This is a genomic window from Halobacillus sp. ABA4_118 (assembly GCF_056160205.1).
This window is the reverse complement of sequence record NZ_JBSWWS010000001.1, coordinates 1,002,233-1,025,458: the sequence shown is the minus strand read 5'-3', so window position 1 is coordinate 1,025,458 and position 23,226 is coordinate 1,002,233. Positions and strand designations below refer to the sequence as shown.

The window sequence follows — 23,226 nt, the reverse complement described above, 5'->3', positions numbered from 1 at the left end:
TGTGACAGATCAGCAGGTACCATCCACCATCAAAGACGAAGCATTGATTGTGAAGCGGCGGAATCAGATGATCAAGGGTGCCGTCACGCTGTTTATGGAAAAGGGATTTCATAAAACGACGACACGGGAGATCGCCAAAGCTTCCGGTTTCAGTATTGGAACCTTATACGAGTACATCCGCAAGAAGGAGGATGTATTGTTTCTTGTCTGTGATTCTATTTATCAGCGTGTAAAGGAAAGAATGGAAGCTTCGATCGACCCGGAACAGACAACCGTCAAAAGTCTGATTCAGGCGGTCCGATCGTATTTTCAATTGATGGACGATATGCAGGATGAGGTTCTGGTGATGTATCAGGAAGTGAAATCGCTGTCACGGGAAGCTCAGGAATATGTCCTGCAGAAAGAGCGTGACATGGTCGCCATGCTGGAGCAGGTCATCATCAACAGTCTCCCGGGCGAGTACGCGGAAGCGGAAGTACGCTTAATGGCCAACAATATTTTTGTGCAGGGACAGATGTGGGGATTCAGGCGTTGGATTCTGCAGCGTAATTTTACGATTGAAACGTATACCGATACCCAGATCCATCTGCTTTTAAGAGGACTGGGGAAAGAGACAGAAGGAATTACAGCCGGCTGACAGCGCGGGGCATGCGTAGCAGCAGCTGAAAAAGAAAGGAAGAGCGGAAATGGAACAACCGATAATCTATAAGCCGAAAAATCCTGTTCGATTCGTAACGGCTTCCAGTCTTTTTGATGGTCATGATGCTTCCATAAATATCATGAGGAGAATTCTTCAATCGACCGGTGCGGAAGTGATCCATCTCGGTCATAACCGTTCTGTCGAAGATGTAGTCAACGCCGCCATCCAGGAAGACGCCCAGGGCATTGCCATCTCATCCTATCAAGGCGGACATGTAGAATATTTCAAATATATGGTCGACCTTTTGAATGAAAAAGGGGCGGGACACATCCGTGTCTATGGCGGAGGAGGCGGTGTGATTATTCCGAGAGAGATCAAGGAGCTTCACGAGTATGGTGTGGCCCGGGTATTTTCTCCAGAAGACGGCCGTTCACTCGGCCTGCAGGGGATGATCAATAAGATGATGGAGGAATGTGATTTTCTCCCGCCACTGGATGTGGAAAAAGGGGTGGCCGATTTATCTGAAGGGAGCCACCAGGCGATCGCCCGCTTCATTACCTACGTAGAAAACACATCCAAGGAAGAACGCGAGGCCGTAGCTGCCTTTGAAACAGCAGTTGAGAAAACGCAGGATAAAACGATCCCGGTTCTTGGAATCACCGGTACAGGGGGAGCAGGAAAAAGTTCGTTAACCGATGAACTGATCCGCCGCTTTATTCATGAAGTCCCGGAGAAGAAAATCGCTGTTCTGTCGGTCGACCCGACGAAGAAGAAAACAGGCGGCGCTCTGCTTGGGGACCGGATCCGGATGAATGCGATCTTCCATCCCCGTGTCTATATGAGGTCCATGGCGACAAGGGATGCCCGCTCAGAATTGTCTACGGCAGTGGAAGAAGCCATCCAGGTCGTTAAAGCCGCTGGTGTAGACTTCATTATTGTCGAAACGAGCGGGATCGGACAGGGGGATGCCGCTGTAACAGATATTACGGACTTGTCCATGTATGTAATGACCGCGGAGTTCGGGGCACCTTCCCAGCTCGAAAAAATCGACATGATTGATTTTGCTGACTTCATCGTCATTAATAAGTTCGAGCAGAAGGGTTCGGAAGATGCTTTTAGTCAGGTGAAAAAGCAGTATCAGCGCAGCCATATGCTGTTTCATGAAGATGACAGCCGCTTTCCTGTCTTTGGGACCATTGCCAGCCAGTTCAATGACCCGGGCACCAATACATTGTTCGCCGCTCTCCTTGAGACGTTGAACGAAACCTATGCCTGGGAGGATGAGACTTCTTATTCTTCACTGAACCAAAAAGCGGAAAAGCAGAATGTGATTATACCGAATGAAAGAAAGCAGTATCTGCGGGATATTTCCATGGCAGTCCGCCATTATCATAAGCGCACCGATACACAGGCGGAAGCGGCGAGTAAGCTTTATCAGCTTCAGGGAACCCTCGATATGGTGGAGGATGAGGGTGTGAGAGAGAACCTCCGCCGCTTAATGGAAGATTATAAACGGACCATCGACCGTCATGACCTCGGCAAACTGGAAGATTGGGGTGGTCTTCATGAACGTTACAGCGGGGATACCTATACATTTAAAGTGAGAAACAAAGACATTACAATGGACCTCACAACCGAAAGTCTGAGCGGAACGAAAATCCCGAAAGTCGCCCTGCCGCACTACAAAGACTGGGGAGACCGGTTAACGTGGCTTCTTCAGGAAAATGTTCCAGGAGCTTTCCCATTTACAGCCGGCGTTTTCCCGTTCAAGCGGAAGGGAGAGGATCCGAAGCGCCAGTTTGCCGGAGAAGGAACGCCGGAGCGGACGAACCGCCGCTTTCATTATTTATCCGAAGGTGATGATGCGAAACGGCTGAGTACGGCCTTTGATTCTGTCACCCTTTACGGGGAGGACCCCGATGAACGGCCGGATATATACGGGAAAGTCGGCGAGAGCGGAGTGAATATCTGCACGCTTCAAGATATGAAAAAGCTGTATGACGGGTTTGACCTTGTCGATCCAACGACGTCGGTATCGATGACGATTAACGGACCGGCTCCGATTATTCTGGCGATGTTTTTCAACACAGCCGTTGACCAGCAGCTTGCCAAGTTTAAGAAGGAAGAAGAACGGGAGCCGACAGTTGAAGAAGCACAAAAGATAAAAGAGGAAACGATCCATGTCGTCCGCGGCACCGTGCAGGCAGATATTCTGAAAGAGGACCAGGGACAGAATACATGCATTTTCTCTACAGAATTTGCCTTGCGGATGATGGGGGATATTCAGCAGTATTTCATTGACCATCAAGTCCGCAACTATTATTCCGTTTCCATATCCGGCTATCATATTGCCGAAGCAGGGGCCAATCCGATTACACAGCTGGCCTTCACTCTTGCGAACGGCTTTACTTATGTGGAATATTATTTGAGCCGGGGGATGGACATCAACAAGTTCGCACCCAATTTATCCTTTTTCTTCTCCAACGGACTGGATCCGGAGTACACCGTACTCGGACGCGTAGCGAGACGGATCTGGGCAGTGGTGATGCGGGATAAATACGGTGCTGATGAGCGGAGTCAGAAGCTGAAGTATCACATTCAGACATCCGGACGCTCGCTCCATGCCCAGGAAATAGACTTTAATGACATCCGGACGACGCTGCAGGCATTGATTGCAATTCAGGATAATTGTAATTCCCTGCACACCAACTCCTATGATGAAGCCATTACAACACCGACCGAAGAGTCGGTGAGAAGGGCCATGGCGATTCAAATGATCATCAGCAAGGAGTTCGGCCTCACGAAAAATGAAAACTCCCTGCAGGGGGCGTACATTATAAGGGAATTGACTGACCTTGTGGAAGAAGCAGTTCTCCAGGAGTTCGAACGGATCAACGACCGTGGTGGTGTGCTGGGTGCGATGGAGCGCCAGTATCAACGGGGGAAAATTCAGGAAGAGTCGTTGTATTATGAAGGGAAGAAGCATTCAGGTGAACTGCCGATCATCGGAGTGAACACGTACTTGAATCCAAATCCTCCTTCTGAAGAAGAAATCGATTCGATGGAGCTCGCCCGTGCTTCGAAAGAAGAGAAGAATCATCAGATTACAGAACTGCGCCGTTTCCAGCAGTCGAATGAACGGACGGCTGCTGAGGCTCTGCATCGGCTGAAGCAGACGGCCGCCGGCGGTGGAAACATTTTTGCTGAGCTGATGGAAACCGTCAAAGTGGCCAGCCTCGGCCAGATTACGAACGCCCTCTATGAAGTAGGGGGGCAGTATAGAAGGAACATGTAGGCTGTTCTGAAAGATAAAACCCGTCCTGTGATTTGGAAATCTCCTCACAGGACGGGTTTTACATAAGTTTAGACGCATCGTTTTAGTGGCCGCCCACCTGATCGTCATCGTGGGCCTGGTTCACTTCTGTCACATACGGTTTTTTCATGCCGTACCATTCATACGTAATGTTGTAGGTTCCTCCTTCTTCAAGGAGCATCCAAGTGCTCGTATCCTTGACAGATACTTTCTTCTCATCAATCGTGACATAATAGCCTTCATCATTATGGACTTTCTTCGTCACTTCTGCTTCCTCGAGGTGTTCGGAGTGGATGATTCCGAAGCTTGAGTAGAGCCAGACTCCAACAGCGGCAGCAGTCAGAATGATGGCTGTCCAGTTAAAAGGGCGGTTTTCCATTGATCGTCTCTCCTTACATAGAGCATTCTCCTTTTTATTTTAAAGGATATCTCCAGGAACACAAAGGCTTATGTTTGTTTTCTATTTTTCAGCACAAGGTTTACTTTCATGCAGCTTTGGCTAGAAAAGTAAAGAAGAGGCAGACTCTATTTGATTTTTGTACAGGCACCTCATATAATGGATGGTATGATTAAATGTGATTCGTATGCCCATGAAGTCATTAATTCTATTTTGTCTAGATAAAGGAGTGCTGAATCGTGAGCGTAAAAGAACTCAGCCCACAGAAGATTGAAGAAATTTCCATGATCGAACTGGCGACCATGATATTGGAAGAGGAGCGCGAAGCCATTGATTTCAATGAAATCTTTAACCGGATTTCAAAAATGAAAGGTTTCACAAAAGCCCAGAATGAAGAGTACATTTCCCAGTTCTACACAGATATGAACATTGACGGCCGTTTCATGACGATCGGGACGAACCGTTGGGGCTTGAAAAAGTGGTACCCTGTAGAGCAGATGGAAGAAGAAATCGCCAACCTGCCTCAGAAACGCAAAAAGAAGAAGAAAAAGAAAAAACCTTCCAAGGTGCTTGAAGATGAGCTTGGGCAGGATGGATACAACGATGAAGATGAGAATCTCGAGGATGATCTTGAGCTTACTGATGAAGACCTTGACCTTGATGATGACGATGATTACGATGGTGATTATGAAGAGGATGACCTGGATGAAGAAGAGGAAGAAATTGTGGAAGATGACCTCAGCTTCGTTGGAGATGACGATGAAGATAAATAAGGAGGTTGACTTTCAAAAGTCATATCAGTAAAATCTTATTTGGGCTCTTTAATTTCCTTGAACGGAATCCAAACGCTCCCCGGCAATGACGGGGAGCGTTTTTTGTTTTTACATCCCCTTATCAAATTGAAGCTTTAGTAAATAACTAATTAATACAAATAGAGAAAGAGGGATTTGACGTGGCAACAAAATACATTTTTGTAACAGGCGGAGTGGTGTCATCTCTAGGAAAAGGGATTACAGCTGCTTCATTAGGACGATTATTGAAAAACAGAGGCTTGAAAGTAACCATCCAGAAATTTGATCCATACATCAACGTAGACCCGGGTACGATGAGCCCGTACCAGCACGGGGAAGTTTTCGTTACAGATGACGGCGCTGAAACCGATTTGGACCTTGGTCACTACGAGCGCTTCATCGATATCAATTTGAACAAATTCAGTAACGTGACAACAGGGAAAGTCTACTCCACCGTTATTAAAAAAGAACGCCGCGGCGACTACCTCGGCGGAACCGTTCAGGTTATTCCGCACATTACGAATGAAATCAAAGACCGTGTATTCCGTGCCGGTCATGAGACGAATGCAGATGTCGTCATCACAGAAATCGGCGGAACCGTCGGGGATATCGAATCCCTGCCATTCCTTGAGGCGATCCGCCAGATCAAGAGCGATATCGGACGCGAGCACGTCATGTACCTGCATTGTACATTGGTACCCTACTTGAAAGCGGCCGGTGAAATGAAGACAAAACCGACCCAGCACAGTGTGAAAGAGCTGCGCTCTCTCGGCATTCAGCCGGATGCGATTGTCCTTCGTACAGAGATGGAAATTTCCGAAGACATGAAGGAGAAAATTGCCCTGTTCTGTGACATCAACAAGGAAGCGGTCATTGAAATGGCGGATGCTGATACGCTTTACAATGTTCCGATCAACCTTCAGGAGCAGAAACTTGACCAGCTGACATGCGACCACTTCGGTCTGGACTGTGCACCGGCCGATATGACCGAATGGAATAAGCTCATTGATCGTGTGAAAAACCTGCAGCACAAGACGACAATTGCGCTTGTCGGTAAGTATGTAGAACTTCCGGATGCGTATATTTCCGTTGTAGAGGCCCTGAAACACGCAGGATACAGCTACGATTCCGATGTCGAAGTGAAATGGGTCAATTCAGAAGGGCTGAATGCGGCCAACGTGGAAGCTGAACTGAACGGTGTAGACGGCATCCTTGTTCCAGGCGGATTCGGGGACCGTGGCATCGAAGGGAAAATTGATGCCATCCGGTATGCACGCGAAAACCGCATCCCATTCCTCGGCATTTGTCTGGGGATGCAGCTGGCAACGGTTGAATTTGCCCGTAACGTTCTCGGTCTTGAAGGAGCGCATTCGGCAGAAATCGATCCATCTACCGCGCATCCGATCATTGATCTTCTTCCTGAGCAGAAAGAGGTATCTGATCTTGGAGGGACGCTGAGACTGGGCATTTACCCGTCCCGCCTCAAAGAAGGGTCTAAAGCATTGGAAGCCTACGGGGAAGAAGTCGTCTATGAGCGTCACCGCCATCGTTTTGAGTTTAACAACCATTACCGTGAACAGATGGAAGCAGCCGGCTTCAAGTTCTCAGGAACAAGCCCTGACGGCCGTCTTGTTGAGATTATCGAAGTGGAAGATCATCCTTGGTTCGTGGCGAGCCAGTTCCACCCGGAATTCAAATCACGCCCGACTCGTCCGCAGGAGTTGTTCTACGGCTTTATCGGAGCAGCTATGAAAACTTACCAATAAAAGAGCTGGAAAGAAAGGCTGGAGCGGGGGACCGCGCCAGCCTTTCTTGTTCAAAAAACTTCTGACAGAAGAGGCTTTTTCATGTCAGGGAGAAGAATGATGTCGAATTCCAGTTTGATTCCAGAAAATATGACAACGCATCCATTTGTAGGCAGGAAATGACAGGGGGCGCCTCGAAACTAAAGGAATGAGAGAAAAAGTACACGATCATGGAAAGGGAGGGAGAAAGAATGACGAATAAAATCCTGATTGTCGATGATCAGCCGGGGATCCGGTTACTGCTTGAAGAAATTCTGAAAGCAGAAGGCCATGAGACCATTTCGGCTAAAACAGGTAAAGAAGCGTGCCAGGTGGTGAAGGAAGAGAACCTTGACCTTATCATCATGGATTATAATCTTCCTGTCATGCATGGAAGAGACGTTCTCCAATTTCTTGAGGAAATGAACGATTCTTCTCCAGTTATGATTATCACAGGGGATTCGGAGGAATCAGTAAGAAAGGACATCGATTTCCATTTTGTCACGCATATCATAACAAAACCTTTTGATATCCATAACTTGAAGGAAATGGTAAATGGGACGCTTGTTCACAGCCGTTCATGACTTTTTTCTTAATGTAAGCGTTATATAATCCTCCTATTGTTGCACCATAAGAAGGGTATTGGTATTCTATTACTGTAACCAAACTTGCATGGTGTGTTTTCGTATGGAAACAGACTTGTAAATAGGGAAAGCACGTTATTCAAAGGAGGATATCTTTCATGCCACTAGTATCAATGAAAGAAATGCTGGAAAAAGCGAAGGAAGAACGCTACGGTGTAGGTCAGTTCAACCTTAATAACCTAGAATATGCCCAGGCCATCCTGCAGGCTGCAGAAGAAGAGCAGTCTCCGGTCATCCTTGGTGTTTCTGAAGGTGCCGGACGTTACATGGGCGGCTTCAACGTAGTCGTTGACATGGTGAAGGCCCTTATGAAAGCCTACGGTACAACTGTACCGGTTGCGATTCACCTTGACCACGGTTCCAGCTTCGAAAAATGTGCAGAAGCGATCCACGCCGGATTTACTTCTGTCATGATCGATGCTTCTCACGATCCATTGGAAGAGAACATCGCTGTAACGCAAAAAGTTGTTGAGCTTGCTCACATCCACGGCGTATCTGTTGAAGCAGAACTTGGCCGTGTAGGTGGTCAGGAAGATGACTTGATCGTAGACGATGCTGAAGCTGCCTACGCGATCCCTTCTGAGTGTAAGCAATTGGTAGACGAAACAAATGTTGACGTATTTGCGCCGGCACTTGGTTCTGTCCACGGCCCTTACAAAGGTGAACCGAACCTTGGCTTTGACCGCATGGAAGAAATCATGGGACTTGTAGACAAGCCGCTTGTTCTTCACGGTGGTACAGGAATCCCGACGGCTGACATTAAGAAAGCTATTTCTTTCGGTACAGCTAAAATTAACGTGAACACTGAAAACCAGATCGCACAAGGGAAAGCCGTACGTCAAGTTCTTGCTGACCAGCCTGAACAGTACGACCCTCGTAAATATCTTGGACCAGGCCGTGACGCAATCAAAGAAACGGTTATCGGCAAGATGCGCGAATTCGGTTCTTCCAACAAAGCGTAAGAACCTCTGTATCAAGGAAGCCGCTACCCCTGTAGCGGTTTCCTTTTAAGCATGAATGAAAACGCAATCATTCGGCATTTTTCATGGTTGAGCATCCAACACAAAGGGAAGAGGAGTGGAGATTATGAAATTTTTCATCGATACAGCCAATATTGAGGATATCCGCGAAGCCAATGCTCTCGGCATTCTTGCAGGTGTGACGACAAACCCGAGCCTCGTCGCCAAGGAAGGCGTTTCTTTTCACGACCGTTTGAGAGAGATTACTGCAGAAGTGGCCGGATCTGTCAGCGCGGAGGTCATTTCTGAAGACGCAGAAGGAATGATTGGGGAAGGGAAGGAACTTGCAGCCATTGCGCCGAATATTACCGTAAAGGTTCCCATGACAATGGAAGGGTTAAAAGCTGTAAAAGCATTCAGTGACTTGAATATCAAGACAAACGTCACGCTTGTGTTTTCAGCCAATCAGGCGCTGATGGCAGCCAGAGCAGGCGCTTCCTACGTTTCACCATTCCTCGGCCGTCTTGATGATATTGGCCAGAACGGCATGGAATTAGTCGCTCAAATCTCAGAAATCTTCGATCGTCATGCGATTGATACAGAAATCATCGCTGCTTCGGTCCGCCATCCGGTTCATATCACGGAAGCGGCCCTGCATGGTGCGCACATTGCAACGGTTCCTTTTAAGGTGCTGAATCAAATCGTGAAGCATCCTTTGACGGATCAGGGAATCGAAAAATTCCTGAATGACTGGAACAACCAAAAATAATGTGTGATTTGGTAAAAATTGCACATAATAAGTGAAAATCTTGACCTTTAAAGCGAGGAGTTTTCCATGCGTAAACTATTAGTAAAAGGCGGGGCCCCGCTGCGGGGACAGGTAAGGGTGAGCGGCGCCAAAAACAGTGCGGTTGCTCTTCTTCCAGCTGCGATTTTAGCTGAATCCCCTGTAACGATTGAAGGCCTGCCGGATATATCGGATGTTGGTATTTTGGCTGATCTTCTGGAAGAGATCGGTGGCACGGTGGCAAAGGAAGGCAGAACCGTACATATCGATCCGTCCAATATGGTGGACATGCCGCTCCCGAACGGGAAGGTGAAAAAACTTCGGGCTTCCTATTATTTCATGGGAGCTATGCTCGGCCGTTTCAATAAAGCGGTCATCGGGCTTCCCGGCGGCTGTCACCTGGGCCCGCGTCCGATCGACCAGCACATCAAGGGTTTCGAGGCTCTTGGGGCGGAAGTGACGAACGAACAGGGCGCCATTTATCTAAGAGCGAAAGAACTTCGCGGCGCACGTATTTATCTCGATGTAGTCAGTGTTGGAGCGACTATCAATATTATGCTTGCTGCCGTCAGGGCAAAAGGGAAAACCGTCATTGAAAATGCCGCAAAAGAGCCGGAAATCATTGATGTGGCCACCCTGTTGACGAGCATGGGCGCCAAAATCAAAGGTGCGGGTACAGATGTCATCCGCATCGAAGGGGTGCAGGAACTGCAGGGATGTCTGCATACGATTATCCCCGACCGGATTGAGGCCGGTACCTACACCATTATGGCAGCAGCCCAGGGAGACGGGATGGTCATTGATAACGTCATTCCCCAGCATCTCGAGTCCCTGCTTGCCAAGCTCAGGGAAATGGGCGTGACCATTGAAGAAAATGATGAGCAGCTGTACGTACGTCCCGGGAAACAACTAAGAAGTGTGGATATCAAGACACTCGTTTACCCAGGGTTTGCGACAGACCTTCAACAGCCGTTCACTTCCCTGCTTACACAGACACAAGGGACGGGTGTTGTCACCGATACGATCTATCAGGCCCGCTTCAAGCACGTGGATGAGCTCAGACGAATGAATGCCTCCATAAAAGTGGAGGGGGGATCAGCGATTGTGACCGGTCCTTCCAAGCTTCAGGGCGCGAAGGTGAAAGCCACCGATCTAAGAGCTGGTGCCGCTCTAGTGATTGCCGGTTTAATGGCAGATGGAATTACAGAAATCACCGGAGTAGATCATATCGAACGAGGGTATGAAAATATAACCAATAAGCTGATTGATCTGGGCGCCGACGTCTGGTATGAGGAAATGTCGGAAGAGGAAATCGAACAGTTCCAAAACTCTTAAGTTTTCACCTGGGGCGTTATTCTCCAGAGGGACTGCAGGAGAACCGCCTCCCGTGTGTCGTACGCGCTGTGGGTGGGAAGGAGAGGAAGAGGGAGCCGGAAATGGCGGCTTCCTTTTCCTTTTCCTATCCTCACAGCATCTTCTGAAAAAATAACATTGAAACTCTTGAGTGACAGGAGTACAATGAATGTTGTTTATGAGTTAGAAGGATCATGTCACTTGCTTCTTTAGGCTTCTTTTTTTTACTTCACTTAACTTCTCCTTTTTCTTCTTTGCAAGTATTCACTTTGAGAAGTCGTTGACTCCGTTCACATTTAATTCCAAGAACCTATAAATTGGGTCCATCCATACCTTGATTGGGTTCAGGGTCGGAAAGGGCCTATTGATGCAGATGGTGACCCATGAACGCCCGGTCCTTTAGTGGGACAGGTACGTGTATCCAAGCGATAAGAAATGAAAAGAGTGGTGATTACGTGGCAGATTTAACAATCTCCAATTTAGAAACATTGACCTTAAAGGACCTTTATACAAAAGCCAGGCAGTATAAAGTTTCTTATTATGCAAAGCTGACGAAGCGTGAATTGATTTTTGCCATTCTGAAAGCTCAGGCAGAAAAAGACGGCTTTTTGTTTATGGATGGCATTCTGGAAATCATTCCTTCTGAAGGCTTCGGTTTCCTGCGTCCGATTAATTATTCTCCAAGTGCAGAGGACATTTATATTTCTGCCTCCCAGATCCGTCGTTTTGACCTGCGTAACGGGGATAAGGTGTCCGGAAAAGTCCGTCCGCCGAAAGAAAACGAAAGATATTATGGGCTGCTTCACGTAGATGCGGTCAACGGGGAGGACCCGGATTCCGCCAAGGAGCGTGTCCACTTCCCGGCATTGACACCGCTTTATCCTGACAGACATATGAAACTGGAGACGGAAACGAAAAAGCTTTCCACAAGAATTATGGATTTGATGGCTCCCGTGGGTTATGGACAGCGTGGCTTAATTGTTGCTCCTCCTAAAGCAGGGAAAACGATGCTGCTGAAGCAGATGGCAAACAGTATTTCCACCAATCACCCCGATGCAAAGCTGATTATTCTGTTAGTCGATGAGCGTCCGGAAGAGGTGACGGATATCGAACGGTCCGTTGCCCCGGATGTGGATGTCGTCAGTTCGACCTTTGATGAAGTCCCGGAAAACCATATCAAAGTGTCGGAGCTGGTACTGGAAAGGGCGATGCGCCTTGTGGAACACAAGCGTGATGTGATTGTGCTGATGGACAGCATCACCCGTCTTGCCCGGGCGTACAACCTGGTCATCCCGCCAAGTGGCCGGACATTATCCGGTGGTATTGACCCGGCTGCCTTCCATCGTCCGAAGCGTTTCTTCGGCGCTGCACGGAATATTGAAGAAGGTGGAAGTCTGACGATTCTAGCCACGGCGCTTGTTGATACAGGCTCCCGGATGGATGATGTCATTTATGAAGAGTTCAAGGGCACAGGGAACATGGAGCTGCATCTCGACCGCAGCCTGGCAGAACGCCGGATTTTCCCTGCCATTGATATTGTAAGGTCCGGTACGAGGAAAGAAGAGCTTCTTCTTCCGCAGACCCAGCTGGATAAAGTCTGGGCCATCCGGAAAACGATGTCCGATTCCCATGATTTTGCTGACCGGTTCCTCCGTCGACTCCGTGCGTCGAAAAACAACGACGAATTTTTCGATCTGATGGACAAGGATATGAAAGGCAAAGCTTCACCGGCGCGCCGCTGATCCCTCCGCCGGGCTTTTGGCGGGGCTGTGGGTGGAAACAACACCTTCTCTGACCATTCATAAAAACTGGTTGTTGCATTGGGGTCTCCCCCCTGTTATAATCTTTCTATGTGAGTTTCAGTACAAGGTGTATGTTGAACCTTCGACGGCTCTTACAATAACTCTGTCTCTCAAGGATTCAGGGCAAAAAGGAGTGGAAGAACATGAAAGCAGGAATTCATCCAGAATACCGTAAAGTCGTATTCCTAGACACAAGTTCTAATTTCAAGTTTCTAACAGGATCTACTAAGACTTCTGAAGAAACGATCGAGTGGGAAGATGGAAACACTTACCCATTGATCCGTGTAGAGATTAGTTCTGCGTCTCACCCGTTCTACACAGGTAAGCAGAAAGCTGACAAAGCTGGCGGCCGTGTGGATCGCTTCAAGAAGAAATATAACCTTTCATAATTATGATCCGCCTTCCACGGAAGGGGACATCATCATTTTGAACAAAAACAGGCAAATTGTCTCAAAGGTTTGCCTGTTTTTTTGTCAAAAAAATGCGGGAAAAGAGGTTCAAAAGACTGAACAGCTGATTCCCGGGGAAGTATGAATATTAGGGAGCTGTCCTTGGTGTTTGAGCCGCGGTGGGATCCGGGGCTCCCGAGGAAGCTCTTTTTTGATGAGATACAGGATAAACGAAACAATTTTGCTGGATTGAGCTTGATTGATGGAGAAGGGAGCGACAGTGGACGTGTATGTGATGAAACAGAGCGGATGGGTTGAACTGATCTGCGGAAGCATGTTCAGTGGAAAATCAGAAGAGCTGATCCGCAGGGTAAGACGGGCAACCTTTGGAAACTTGAATGTGCGCGTGTACAAACCTGCGATCGATGACCGTTATAAGGAAGATGCTGTAGTTTCCCATAATGGGACTTCAGTGACGGCGCGGCCGGTAAAAAACTCTTTGGATATTCTGCAGCAGGTCACGGATGAGATGGATGTTGTAGGGATTGACGAAGTACAGTTTTTTGACGAACATATCGTAGAAGTAGTCGAATGCCTCGCAGACAAAGGCATACGCGTCATCGTCGCTGGTTTGGATACGGACTTCAGGGGAGAACCTTTCGGTAAGATGCCTGAGCTGATGGCTCTGAGTGAAAGTGTGACAAAATTGAACGCGATCTGCCCGGTCTGCGGATCGCCCGCAAGCCGTACGCAGCGTTTGATTGATGGGGAACCGGCCTCTTATGACGATCCGGTTATTCTGGTGGGAGCGTCAGAATCCTACGAGCCGCGCTGCCGTCATCATCATGAAGTGCCGAACAAACCCAGGCAGAAGGAAATAAAAGCCGCTTATGCGGAGTAACCTGTTTTAAAAACAGCCGGTCTTGGTGCCGGCTGTTTTTTTATGCTTGGCTCTGTTATTGCTTGGTGTTGTTATGTAACATGTGAGCTCAGATCACCCCTTTCTGTTATGGGATTTGTAGGAGGCGGCCTTGGGAATGACTCCCTTTCCACGGGGTATCGTGAGCTTCCTCAAACTTCGTTCCCCGCGGAAAGCGGACGGTTTTCCCTGCCAACCCATGCTCTGAGTAAATAGCGGACCGGACCCCTGATTCCAGACGGAAACGATTTAGTAATCGTTTAAAATATCAACAACAGATTTTAACAGAGCTTTATGCTTAAAACGGACTGGGTGTGCTTCGATGTGCTGACGAAGGTTTTTCATCGGCGTGGATGTGGTATTCTATGGAAAAGCAGAGGATTCCTATCTTCTTTATCCCTCGGAAAAGGAGTGGAAAAAATGAAAACAAGCGCATATCTTATGGAGAAATCCAATTTGTTGGAAGAATCCATGAACGCCTATAAATATGCGGTGGAAGTGGTTCGAAAAAACAGTCCTTTGAGCCGCGATTTAGCTCAATCGTGTGCGGAAGTGTGCCGTTCCTGTGCCGACGAGTGTCTGAAACTCGGGGACAGCCGATCCGGCAGGACATATAAGATGTGCCTTGATTATGCGGAATTGTGTGAAGAGCTGGAATATCACATTCAGGAGGACCCCCGCCGGTTAAGGAAACTTGTGTAACAGCAGGCCATCGAGGTCCTGCTTGTTTCAGCATGTTGAAAGTTGCACGGAACCTTATTACATACCCTCACCTCTTCTGGTCATACTAGGCCTAAAAGGATAAGAGGTGATACCTTGAAACAGCACGTATTGATACCAGCCGTTGTGCTGTGCCTGCTTGCTGCCGGCTGTGGGACACAAGTGGAAAAATATCAGGGGCAGACGAGCCGTGACGATGTAGAGAATATGGGAATGAACAATGAAGTGACCATGGAAGATGAGAACCCGCGATCCGTAAATAAAGTCGGTCACACATGGGGACTGAAACAGGATCGCGAGTTGATCAAGACAGCCGCCCAGCAGCTGGAAGGGGTGGCGGTTAAACGTGTCATCATGGAGGCGGACCAGGTTTGGGTGACCGTTGATATAGCTGGTGAAGAGGACATGTCAGAGGAAGAACGGGAAGAGTGGAAAGACCAGGTTGGTGAAGCGGTTTACAAAGCAGTCCCCCGTTATGATATCCATGTCAAAATAAAGTGACGTCTGTGGACCGGCCCCGTATTGGTGCCGGTTTTGTTTGGTGGTTTTCCGGGGTTGTTGTATCTCCAGGCGCTCTATAATATAATTAGACTGTTATGGAGAAAGAGGTGCATACCATTGATCGAACGTTTACAAACATTAGAAGATCGTTATGAAAAATTGAATGAATTACTTAGTGATCCTGAAATAATTTCTGATACGAATAAACTGCGCGAGTATTCCAAAGAACAGTCCGGATTGCAGGATACCGTGACTGCCTATCGTGAATATAATGAAGTGACCGAGCAGCTGGATGATGCAAAAGCGATGCTTGACGACAAAATGGATGCGGATATGGTGGAAATGGTCAAAGAAGAAATTCATGAACTTTCCACACGCAAACAAGATCTTGAAGAGCGCTTGAAAGTCCTTATGCTTCCGAAAGACCCGAACGATGACAAGAACGTTATCATGGAAGTGCGCGGCGCAGCCGGTGGGGATGAAGCGGCTCTATTTGCTGGTGACCTTTACCGCATGTACGCACGCTATGCAGAGGCTCAGGGGTGGAAGACAGAAGTCATTGAAGCAAATGCAAGTGATGTCGGCGGTTATAAAGAAATTATCTTTATGGTGTCCGGAAACATGGCTTTTTCCAAGCTGAAGTTCGAGAACGGCGCTCACCGCGTGCAGCGTGTACCTGAAACGGAATCAGGCGGACGTATTCATACTTCTACCGCGACTGTCGTAGTTATGCCTGAAGCGGAAGAAGTCGAAGTAGAGTTGCACGATAAAGATATCCGAGTCGATACGTTTGCTTCAAGTGGTCCAGGAGGGCAAAGTGTCAACACGACCATGTCCGCCGTACGTCTGACTCACGAACCAACAGGAACTGTTGTATCTTGTCAGGATGAAAAATCACAAATCAAGAACAAAGAGAAGGCGATGAAAGTTCTTCGTGCTCGTGTTTATGATAAATTCCAACAGGAAGCACAAGCAGAATACGATGAAAACCGTAAATCTGCTGTAGGTACAGGAGACCGCTCCGAGCGTATCCGTACGTATAACTTCCCGCAGACACGTGTGACGGATCACCGCATCGGTTTGACGTTACAGAAGCTTGACCAGATTCTTCAGGGAAACATGGATGAAATCATTGATGCCCTGTTGATCGAAGAGCAGACGAAAAAAATGGAACAGCTTGGTGAATAGTATGCAGCCTACTTTTACGACGATTCGGGAAGCCCGCCGCTGGGCTTCTCTTTTTTTGCAGGAGCATGACAGAGAGACCCAGGCCGCGCAGCTTTTACTCGAAGGATATCTGGGATGGAGCTTTTCGAAAATGCTTGCCTATGAAGATGAACCACTGAATGAGGAAGTGAAAAAGAACTTCATCAATGCTGTCCGGGCGCATGCGGAGACCGGAGAGCCCGTTCAGCATCTGCTTGGTTCTGCTTCCTTTTTTGGCCGGGAGTTCCACGTGACGCCGGATGTTCTCATCCCACGCCCGGAAACGGAAGAACTTGTCCTTGGTGTCATGGAATGGGCACGTGCCGAAAAAATAGCATCGCCAAAGATTGTGGATCTTGGAACAGGAAGCGGGATCATTGCCATTACAGCTTCATTGGAAATACCGGGAAGTGATGTGACTGCTGTGGATATTTCCGAGGCAGCCCTGAGAGTGGCAGCGGCCAATGCGCGTCGCCACGAGGTGGATATCCAGTTTTACCAGGGTGATTTCCTATCCCCTGTACAGCATGAACCATTTGATATTCTCATTTCAAACCCTCCTTATATTTCTGAAGAAGAAAAAGCGTTGATGGATGATACCGTTCTTGATTTTGATCCTTCTCTGGCGTTATTTGCAGAAGAAGAAGGCCTGGCCGCCTACAAGCGTATTCTCACTCAGGTCGCGCATGCGGAACAGAAGCCTCTTCTCCTCGCCTTTGAAATTGGATGGCTTCAGGGAGAACAAGTCTTGTCTATGATTGAACAACTGCTGCCCGGCTTCCAGGCCGAGGTCAGAACAGATATCAACGGACGGGACCGGATGGTTTTTGCAAGCCGGAGGAAAACAGAATAAAAATCTGGTTTTTTTAATAGATTCATAGGTCAATGGTTTAAGATATTTCCTCCCTGCCCATACTAGCAACTAGTAAGGGACAGGGAGGAAGAGGACGATGAAAAACAGTGTACTGCTATTATTCAGTTTAATTATTCTTATGACCGTTCTGCCGTGGGGGCAGCGCTCAGAAGCCGGCATAGATTATCAAGTCATCCCGGATGAAGCGATTCGTCTCCGGATTCTTGCAGACAGCAATGACGGGGAGGATCAGCGTATCAAACGGAAGGTGCGCGACCAAGTGAATGCTGAAATTACTGAATGGGTGAAGGACCTCACATCTGTAGAATCCGCCAGGCAGTTAATTGAAGCCCGGCTGCCTGAATTGGAAGTCATCGTTGAAGAGACGTTGAAAGCCGAGGGGGAACGTTCCTCCTATACGGTGGATTACGGGGAAAACGTCCAGTTTCCAACAAAGCTTTACGGGTCTTATATTTATCCAGCCGGAGAGTATGAAGCGGTGTTGATTACGCTTGGAAGAGGGACTGGCGACAACTGGTGGTGTGTGTTGTTTCCTCCTTTATGCTTCCTTGATTTTTCAAACGGCACAAGTGTAGCTGAAGCTGAAGAAACACCTTCGGACAATGAGGAAGATGTGAAGGAAGAGAAGGAAGAAAAAGAAGTGAAGTTTTTCGTTGTAGAGATATGGGAAAGTCTATTTTCCTAGCATAGAATCCACCCCTTTTTTCATAGAGTGAATCAAAGGGGTGGATTCTATCATGTTTATTAAACAAATAGACGATCAAAACTTCCAGTTGGTTAAGGAGAATAAGGTTGTAGGCTCTTTTTGTCTGACGCCTGTGTCCGCCGGTCGGAAAATGGAGAAACTGCATGTGCAGGCTGCGGTGACGCCTGGGACAATCCTGCAGATTTTTGAGCTGATCCAGGTTTATGTGCAAGATAAGAACCTGGGACCGCTTCACGTGGAGAGTCATTCCCAAACGCTGGACCTTCTTTTACAGCATCAGGGTTTCCGTCTGGAGGATGTCGAAAAAAGATTGTGGATATATGAAGGGTCACATGCGAAATTGTGAATAACTAAGGAACTTATTCACAATTGGCCTTTTTGTTGTTGATAACCTGTGCACAGTGGTGGATTTATCTTCCAAGTTACTAACGGATTCTTTGGATATGTGGGTATTTTTGTGGATAACTTGAGGACATCTTGTGAATAATGTCTAAATTTGCGATATATTGTAGAATTCATCATAATATATGTAGATATTTACCTAGAACAAAGGAGTACGGACCATGTGTATGCAAACGAAGATGTGGAAAAGATTGAATCATCCACAAAAAAACGATGAAGCTGTCAAGGAAGCGGCGGAGCTGCTTCTGAATCAGCAGGTGGTAGCTTTTCCGACGGAAACGGTATATGGACTGGGTGCTGATGCAACCAACAAAAAAGCCGTCCAGAAAATTTTTGAAGCCAAAGGACGTCCTTCAGATAATCCTTTGATTGTCCATGTATCGGACCGCGCCCAGGTGGAAAGTCTGGCCGTGGAAATTCCTCCGGTAGCAGCTGAACTTATGGATGCTTTCTGGCCGGGACCGCTCACCTTGATTGTTCAAAGCAATGGATCCGCAGCGGAAAATGTGACGGCTGGATTGTCGACGGTCGCTGTCCGTATGCCGGATCATCCATTGGCCCTGGCTCTTTTGGAGGCGGCCGATACACCGCTGGCCGCTCCGAGTGCCAATCGCTCCGGCCGTCCGAGCCCTACGACCGCTGCCCACGTCTATCAGGATCTGAATGAGCGGATTGCCGGTATCCTTGATGGCGGACCGACAGGAGTCGGTCTGGAATCAACGGTGCTGGATATTACTGCCGGGATTCCGGTCATTTTACGCCCCGGGGGAGTGACGAAGGAAGATTTAGAGACCGTGCTTCCACGCGTTGCCGTGGACCCGGCTTTGGCCGGCAGCGCCGAAGCTCCTAAGTCTCCCGGTATGAAATATAAGCATTATGCACCGGAAGCGCCACTCTGGCTTGTGGAAGGGGACGATTCCTTTTTTGCTGAAACGCTGGCTGCGTGTAAATCCCGTGGAGAACGGATCGGGATTATTGCAAGCCGGGAACTGGCGGATTCCCTGGATCACGACCGCATCATCCGCTGTGGATCCCGCCGCCGCCTTTCAGAAGTGGCGGAAGGTTTGTATGGTGCTCTTCGTGAATTCAAGGAAGCAGATGTTGATGTTATTTTGTGCGAATCCTTCCCTGAAACCGGGGTGGGTGCTGCTGTGATGAACCGTTTGAATAAAGCTGCTGAGAAAAAGGTCAAAGACCAATGACATAGCTCCCCCTCCCCGTGCATACGATGATACAGCATGTCCGGGGAGGGGGTTTTTCGTTGGAACAATTATCTTCACTGCTGCTGCTTTCCATCGCTTTGGGGCTGGATGCTTTCTCTGTGTCGTTAGGAATAGGGATGCAGGCGGTGCGTATGAGATATGTCCTGCTGACAGGGATCGCCATCGGGCTTTTTCATATTTTCATGCCTGGACTGGGAATGCTTCTCGGACAGTGGTTGTCTGCCGGCGCGAGCGAGTGGGCTGAAATGGCTGGAGGTTTTATGTTGTTCGGTCTTGGTGCCTACACTGTGTTTGCCTCGTTTACGGAAAAACACGCGGTCTCCTATCGTCTCAGCGGGGTCGGTTTCTGGCTGTTTGCATTAAGTGTCAGTATCGACAGCTTTCCTGTGGGCTTCAGTCTGGGGCTGCGGGAGGCGGATGTGGTGATGACGATTGCCTCTTTCGGCCTGTTCAGTATGCTGTTGACGTGGACGGGCTTTCTTATAGGAAGAAGGGCTGGAGCTTTCCTGGGGATTTACAGCGAGCTCCTGGGAGGCAGTATCCTGTGTGCCCTCGGCCTCTATGCTATATTTTGAGCATTCTTTCAGGAAGAGAATCCTCTGTGATATGATGGAATAAAACGGATTCTATATGAGGAGAAATTGGAAATGAATATCTTATTTGTATGTACAGGTAATACATGCCGAAGTCCGATGGCAGAAGCGCTTCTCAAATCAAAATACGATCAGGACAAGGTGCGTTCTGCCGGTATTTTTGCCGGAAAAGGAGAACCGCTCGCGGAAAACTCCAGCCTCGTTCTACGTGAAATCGACCTGTCACTGAACCACCAGACAAGCCCCGTTTCAGCTGAAACCCTTGAATGGGCAGACCTTGTTCTGACAATGACAGACCGCCATAAGCAGACGCTTGCGATTCAGTATCCTGACCATCAGGAGAAGTTCTTCACCCTGAAGGAGTACGTGCTCATTGATGAAAATCAGTGGGGGGAATTGAAGGAACTGTACAGCCATTTTGAAGAAAAGCGGACAAGCCTGCTCGCCAAATACCATCACCTCAATGATGAAGAACTCGAATCCAGACTCCGTGAAGAGCTGGACGATGAAATCAGCCGGATTGAACGGTTGGAAAAACAGCTCCCGGATGTGAATATTACGGATCCGTTCGGAGGAAGCCTGAATGTCTATCGGAGGACCAGGGATGAACTCAGCCGACACATCGATGTTCTCGTGGACAAGCTGAAGGATGAGCAGTCATAAAAAACGGACCCCTTCGGGGGGCGTGTGTACATAAGGATTTCCCTTCTTTCTATTCATTGACAGTCCTATAGGAAACTGGCACGATATAGTGGAATGTAGAAGAGGGGAGTGTGCGTAAATGAAAGTCATTCTTGCCTCCGATCACGGCGGTGTGAATTTGCGTAGAGAAGTAGCAGAGGTCCTGACAGAACTGGACGTGGCGTTTGAGGATGCCGGATGTGATTGTGAAGGATCGGTGGATTATCCGGATTATGCGATACCGGCAGCGGAGCGCGTAGCAGCCGGTGAATTTGATAAAGCCATTTTAATCTGCGGGACGGGTATCGGGATGTCCATTTCCGCAAACAAAGTGAAAGGTATCCGAGCTGCCCTGGTACATGATTTATTTACGGCAAAGGTCACACGTGAACATAATGACTCTAATGTCCTGTGCATGGGAGAGCGCGTCATCGGACCCGGCCTGGCGAGGGAAATTGCCAGAACGTGGGTATCTACAGATTTCGAGGCTGGTCGTCACGAAAGACGTGTAAGTAAGATTGCCGAATATGAAAATAAGTAATACAATGGGATATAGAAATGCGGAGGTCTTACAGCTTTCGCTGCGATAAAAAGGAGGAGCAGAATCAGCTTCTCCTTTTTTATCATAAAGCCTGTGTTACCGGTGTTCCGGGTACTTAACAAAGGAGGTGCGGGGAAATGGCGCAATGGAATCATGTGGAGAATGATATGAAGCAGCTGATAGATGAACTGCTTGAATCCGATATTCTGCAGAAGGGATTGTTTGTAGTCGGTTGTTCGACCAGTGAAATTGCCGGGGAACGTATCGGCACATCCGGCAGCGAGGCGATCGCTGAATCTGTTTTTCATGCTTTGCTGGACATTCAGTCTGTCGACGGTGTCGACCTGGCTTTTCAATGTTGTGAACATTTGAACAGGGCTCTGGTGGTGGAACGCTCCGTGCTTGAGCGTGAACGGCTGCAGGAAGTAGCGGCTGTTCCTGTTCCGAAGGCGGGAGGATCGATGGCTTCCTATGCCTTTAAGCATTTGAAGGATCCAGTCCTTGTTGAAGCTGTACAGGCAGCGGGAGGTCTCGATATCGGAGACACCCTGATCGGCATGCATTTGAAGCGGGTGGCTGTTCCTGTCCGATTGAAGCAGAAAACAGTGGGGCATGCCCATATGACAGCAGCTAAAACCCGTCCTCCGCTCATCGGGGGAGCACGGGCGGTGTATGAAAGGGATACAGAAGGATCGTTTTGTGACTAAGAGCCATGAAAGGGGAACGAAATACGATGAATCATGTAAAAACAGCAGATGCAGAAATCTTTGCCGCGATGGAGAATGAAAGACAACGCCAACAGGATAATATTGAGCTGATTGCCTCTGAAAACTTTGTTTCTGAAGCCGTAATGGAAGCCATGGGTTCTGTACTCACCAACAAATATGCAGAAGGGTACCCAGGGCGCCGGTACTACGGCGGCTGTGAGCACGTAGACGTCGTGGAAAATCTTGCGCGCGATCGTGCCAAGGAATTGTTTGGAGCGGAGCACGTAAACGTACAGCCTCACTCCGGAGCCCAGGCAAATATGGCTGTTTACTTTACAGTATTGGACCACGGCGATACTGTACTCGGCATGAACCTCAGCCATGGCGGTCACTTAACACACGGCAGTCCAGTGAACTTCAGTGGGAAGCTGTACAACTTTGAGGAGTACGGCGTTGATGAAAACGATCAGAAAATTGATTATGACGCTGTGCTCGCGAAAGCCAAAGAAGTGCAGCCGAAGCTGATTGTTGCGGGTGCCAGTGCCTATCCGAGAGAAATCGATTTTGCAAAATTCCGGGAGATTGCTGATGAAGTGGGTGCCTACCTGATGGTGGATATGGCTCACATTGCAGGACTTGTAGCATCCGGCCTTCATCCAAACCCTGTCCCTCATGCCCAGTTTGTAACAACAACGACCCACAAGACACTCCGTGGTCCTCGTGGTGGAATGATCCTCTGTGAAAAAGAGTTTGCGAAGAAAATTGATAAGAACGTCTTCCCTGGTATGCAGGGCGGCCCGCTTATGCACATCATCGCAGCGAAGGCGGTCTCCTTTAAAGAAGCGCTGCAGCCTGAATTCAAACAGTATTCCCGCCAGGTGATCGCTAATGCGAAGCATCTTGGAGAGGCTCTTGTAAATAAAGGAGTGGATATTGTTTCCGGCGGAACGGACAATCATCTGCTGTTACTGGACTTAAGAAGCAAGGAGTTAACCGGGAAAGTCGTTGAGAAATCCTTGGACGCCATCGGACTGACAACGAACAAAAATGCCATTCCGTTTGACCCTGAGAGTCCTTTCGTTACGAGCGGCATCCGGATCGGGACAGCTGCCGTTACAAGCCGCGGCTTCCAGGAAGCGGAAATGGAAGAAATCGCAGATCTGATTGCCTTCACGCTTGACCACCATGAAGACGAAGAGAAAATGAAAGAAGCAGAGAAGCGCGTTCGTGCTCTTACTTCCCGCTTCCCTCTATACCAGACGTTAAATTATTCATCCATCTGACACAAAAAGCC

At 48.3% G+C, this 23,226-nt stretch carries 24 protein-coding genes; 23 read left to right on the top strand and 1 reads right to left on the bottom strand.

Translation table 11 applies throughout. From position 1 onward, the window contains the following. Position 1 precedes the first annotated feature (1 nt). Complete coding sequence (locus ACXAGL_RS05070) at positions 2 to 637, top strand: TetR/AcrR family transcriptional regulator (protein ID WP_474969772.1); 636 nt, start codon at positions 2 to 4, stop codon at positions 635 to 637. Between the two features lie 49 nt (positions 638 to 686). Continuing rightward, entirely contained in the window at positions 687 to 3,935 is a 3,249-nt protein-coding gene (icmF, locus tag ACXAGL_RS05065; RefSeq protein WP_474990194.1) for a fused isobutyryl-CoA mutase/GTPase IcmF, read from the top strand. An 82-nt stretch (positions 3,936 to 4,017) separates the two neighbouring features. Here icmF and ACXAGL_RS05060 read toward each other — a convergent pair whose 3' ends face one another. After that, the gene (locus tag ACXAGL_RS05060) at positions 4,018 to 4,332 is read right to left on the bottom strand and encodes a hypothetical protein (protein WP_474969770.1); all 315 of its coding nucleotides are present in this window, start codon (positions 4,330 to 4,332) and stop codon (positions 4,018 to 4,020) included. 257 nt (positions 4,333 to 4,589) lie between these two features. Between ACXAGL_RS05060 and rpoE the strand changes: the two genes are divergently transcribed. The 21 genes from rpoE (at position 4,590) to glyA (ending at position 23,215) form a co-directional block, all read left to right on the top strand. After that, positions 4,590 to 5,123: a DNA-directed RNA polymerase subunit delta gene (gene rpoE / locus ACXAGL_RS05055; protein WP_474969769.1), complete on the top strand. Its 534-nt coding sequence runs from the start codon at positions 4,590 to 4,592 to the stop codon at positions 5,121 to 5,123. A 179-nt stretch (positions 5,124 to 5,302) separates the two neighbouring features. After that, positions 5,303 to 6,907 (top strand): CTP synthase, encoded by a 1,605-nt coding sequence (locus ACXAGL_RS05050; RefSeq protein ID WP_474969768.1) that lies wholly within the window; start codon positions 5,303 to 5,305, stop codon positions 6,905 to 6,907. A gap of 230 nt (positions 6,908 to 7,137) precedes the next feature. Continuing rightward, positions 7,138 to 7,509 carry a response regulator gene (locus tag ACXAGL_RS05045; protein WP_474969767.1) on the top strand — a complete coding sequence of 124 codons (372 nt, stop codon included), beginning with the start codon at positions 7,138 to 7,140 and terminating at the stop codon, positions 7,507 to 7,509. 158 nt (positions 7,510 to 7,667) lie between these two features. After that, complete coding sequence (fba, locus tag ACXAGL_RS05040; protein WP_474969766.1) at positions 7,668 to 8,531, top strand: class II fructose-1,6-bisphosphate aldolase; 864 nt, start codon at positions 7,668 to 7,670, stop codon at positions 8,529 to 8,531. Positions 8,532 to 8,655: 124 nt separating this feature from the next. After that, on the top strand, positions 8,656 to 9,297 hold the full coding sequence (gene fsa, locus ACXAGL_RS05035) for a fructose-6-phosphate aldolase (protein WP_027954708.1): 642 nt from the start codon (positions 8,656 to 8,658) through the stop codon (positions 9,295 to 9,297). 66 nt (positions 9,298 to 9,363) lie between these two features. Then, the gene (locus ACXAGL_RS05030) at positions 9,364 to 10,650 is read left to right on the top strand and encodes a UDP-N-acetylglucosamine 1-carboxyvinyltransferase (protein WP_027954709.1); all 1,287 of its coding nucleotides are present in this window, start codon (positions 9,364 to 9,366) and stop codon (positions 10,648 to 10,650) included. A gap of 473 nt (positions 10,651 to 11,123) precedes the next feature. Continuing rightward, positions 11,124 to 12,410, top strand: a complete 1,287-nt coding sequence (rho, locus tag ACXAGL_RS05025; RefSeq protein WP_474969765.1) for a transcription termination factor Rho — start codon at positions 11,124 to 11,126, stop codon at positions 12,408 to 12,410. Between the two features lie 203 nt (positions 12,411 to 12,613). After that, the gene (locus tag ACXAGL_RS05020; RefSeq protein ID WP_008632303.1) at positions 12,614 to 12,859 is read left to right on the top strand and encodes a type B 50S ribosomal protein L31; all 246 of its coding nucleotides are present in this window, start codon (positions 12,614 to 12,616) and stop codon (positions 12,857 to 12,859) included. A gap of 286 nt (positions 12,860 to 13,145) precedes the next feature. Next, positions 13,146 to 13,760: a thymidine kinase gene (locus ACXAGL_RS05015; protein WP_474970445.1), complete on the top strand. Its 615-nt coding sequence runs from the start codon at positions 13,146 to 13,148 to the stop codon at positions 13,758 to 13,760. 438 nt (positions 13,761 to 14,198) lie between these two features. Next, complete coding sequence (locus ACXAGL_RS05010) at positions 14,199 to 14,480, top strand: four-helix bundle copper-binding protein (RefSeq protein WP_474969764.1); 282 nt, start codon at positions 14,199 to 14,201, stop codon at positions 14,478 to 14,480. 114 nt (positions 14,481 to 14,594) lie between these two features. Further along, on the top strand, positions 14,595 to 14,999 hold the full coding sequence (locus ACXAGL_RS05005) for a hypothetical protein (RefSeq protein ID WP_474990192.1): 405 nt from the start codon (positions 14,595 to 14,597) through the stop codon (positions 14,997 to 14,999). Between the two features lie 117 nt (positions 15,000 to 15,116). Continuing rightward, entirely contained in the window at positions 15,117 to 16,187 is a 1,071-nt protein-coding gene (gene prfA / locus ACXAGL_RS05000) for a peptide chain release factor 1 (RefSeq protein WP_474990190.1), read from the top strand. 1 nt (position 16,188) lies between these two features. Continuing rightward, positions 16,189 to 17,058 (top strand): peptide chain release factor N(5)-glutamine methyltransferase, encoded by an 870-nt coding sequence (prmC, locus tag ACXAGL_RS04995; protein WP_474969762.1) that lies wholly within the window; start codon positions 16,189 to 16,191, stop codon positions 17,056 to 17,058. A 97-nt stretch (positions 17,059 to 17,155) separates the two neighbouring features. Then, positions 17,156 to 17,764: a stage II sporulation protein R gene (gene spoIIR, locus ACXAGL_RS04990; protein WP_474969761.1), complete on the top strand. Its 609-nt coding sequence runs from the start codon at positions 17,156 to 17,158 to the stop codon at positions 17,762 to 17,764. A gap of 52 nt (positions 17,765 to 17,816) precedes the next feature. Then, positions 17,817 to 18,131 (top strand): hypothetical protein, encoded by a 315-nt coding sequence (locus tag ACXAGL_RS04985; RefSeq protein WP_474969760.1) that lies wholly within the window; start codon positions 17,817 to 17,819, stop codon positions 18,129 to 18,131. Between the two features lie 223 nt (positions 18,132 to 18,354). Beyond that, positions 18,355 to 19,389 carry an L-threonylcarbamoyladenylate synthase gene (locus ACXAGL_RS04980; protein ID WP_474970444.1) on the top strand — a complete coding sequence of 345 codons (1,035 nt, stop codon included), beginning with the start codon at positions 18,355 to 18,357 and terminating at the stop codon, positions 19,387 to 19,389. Between the two features lie 59 nt (positions 19,390 to 19,448). Then, complete coding sequence (locus tag ACXAGL_RS04975; protein WP_474969759.1) at positions 19,449 to 19,985, top strand: manganese efflux pump MntP; 537 nt, start codon at positions 19,449 to 19,451, stop codon at positions 19,983 to 19,985. A 72-nt stretch (positions 19,986 to 20,057) separates the two neighbouring features. After that, positions 20,058 to 20,666, top strand: a complete 609-nt coding sequence (locus ACXAGL_RS04970; protein ID WP_474969758.1) for a low molecular weight protein arginine phosphatase — start codon at positions 20,058 to 20,060, stop codon at positions 20,664 to 20,666. Positions 20,667 to 20,784: 118 nt separating this feature from the next. After that, the gene (gene rpiB, locus ACXAGL_RS04965; RefSeq protein WP_474969757.1) at positions 20,785 to 21,225 is read left to right on the top strand and encodes a ribose 5-phosphate isomerase B; all 441 of its coding nucleotides are present in this window, start codon (positions 20,785 to 20,787) and stop codon (positions 21,223 to 21,225) included. A 137-nt stretch (positions 21,226 to 21,362) separates the two neighbouring features. After that, a complete protein-coding gene (locus tag ACXAGL_RS04960; RefSeq protein ID WP_474990187.1) occupies positions 21,363 to 21,932 on the top strand; it encodes a TIGR01440 family protein in 570 nt (189 codons plus the stop codon). Positions 21,933 to 21,958: 26 nt separating this feature from the next. After that, positions 21,959 to 23,215 (top strand): serine hydroxymethyltransferase, encoded by a 1,257-nt coding sequence (gene glyA / locus ACXAGL_RS04955; protein WP_474969755.1) that lies wholly within the window; start codon positions 21,959 to 21,961, stop codon positions 23,213 to 23,215. Positions 23,216 to 23,226 lie beyond the last annotated feature (11 nt).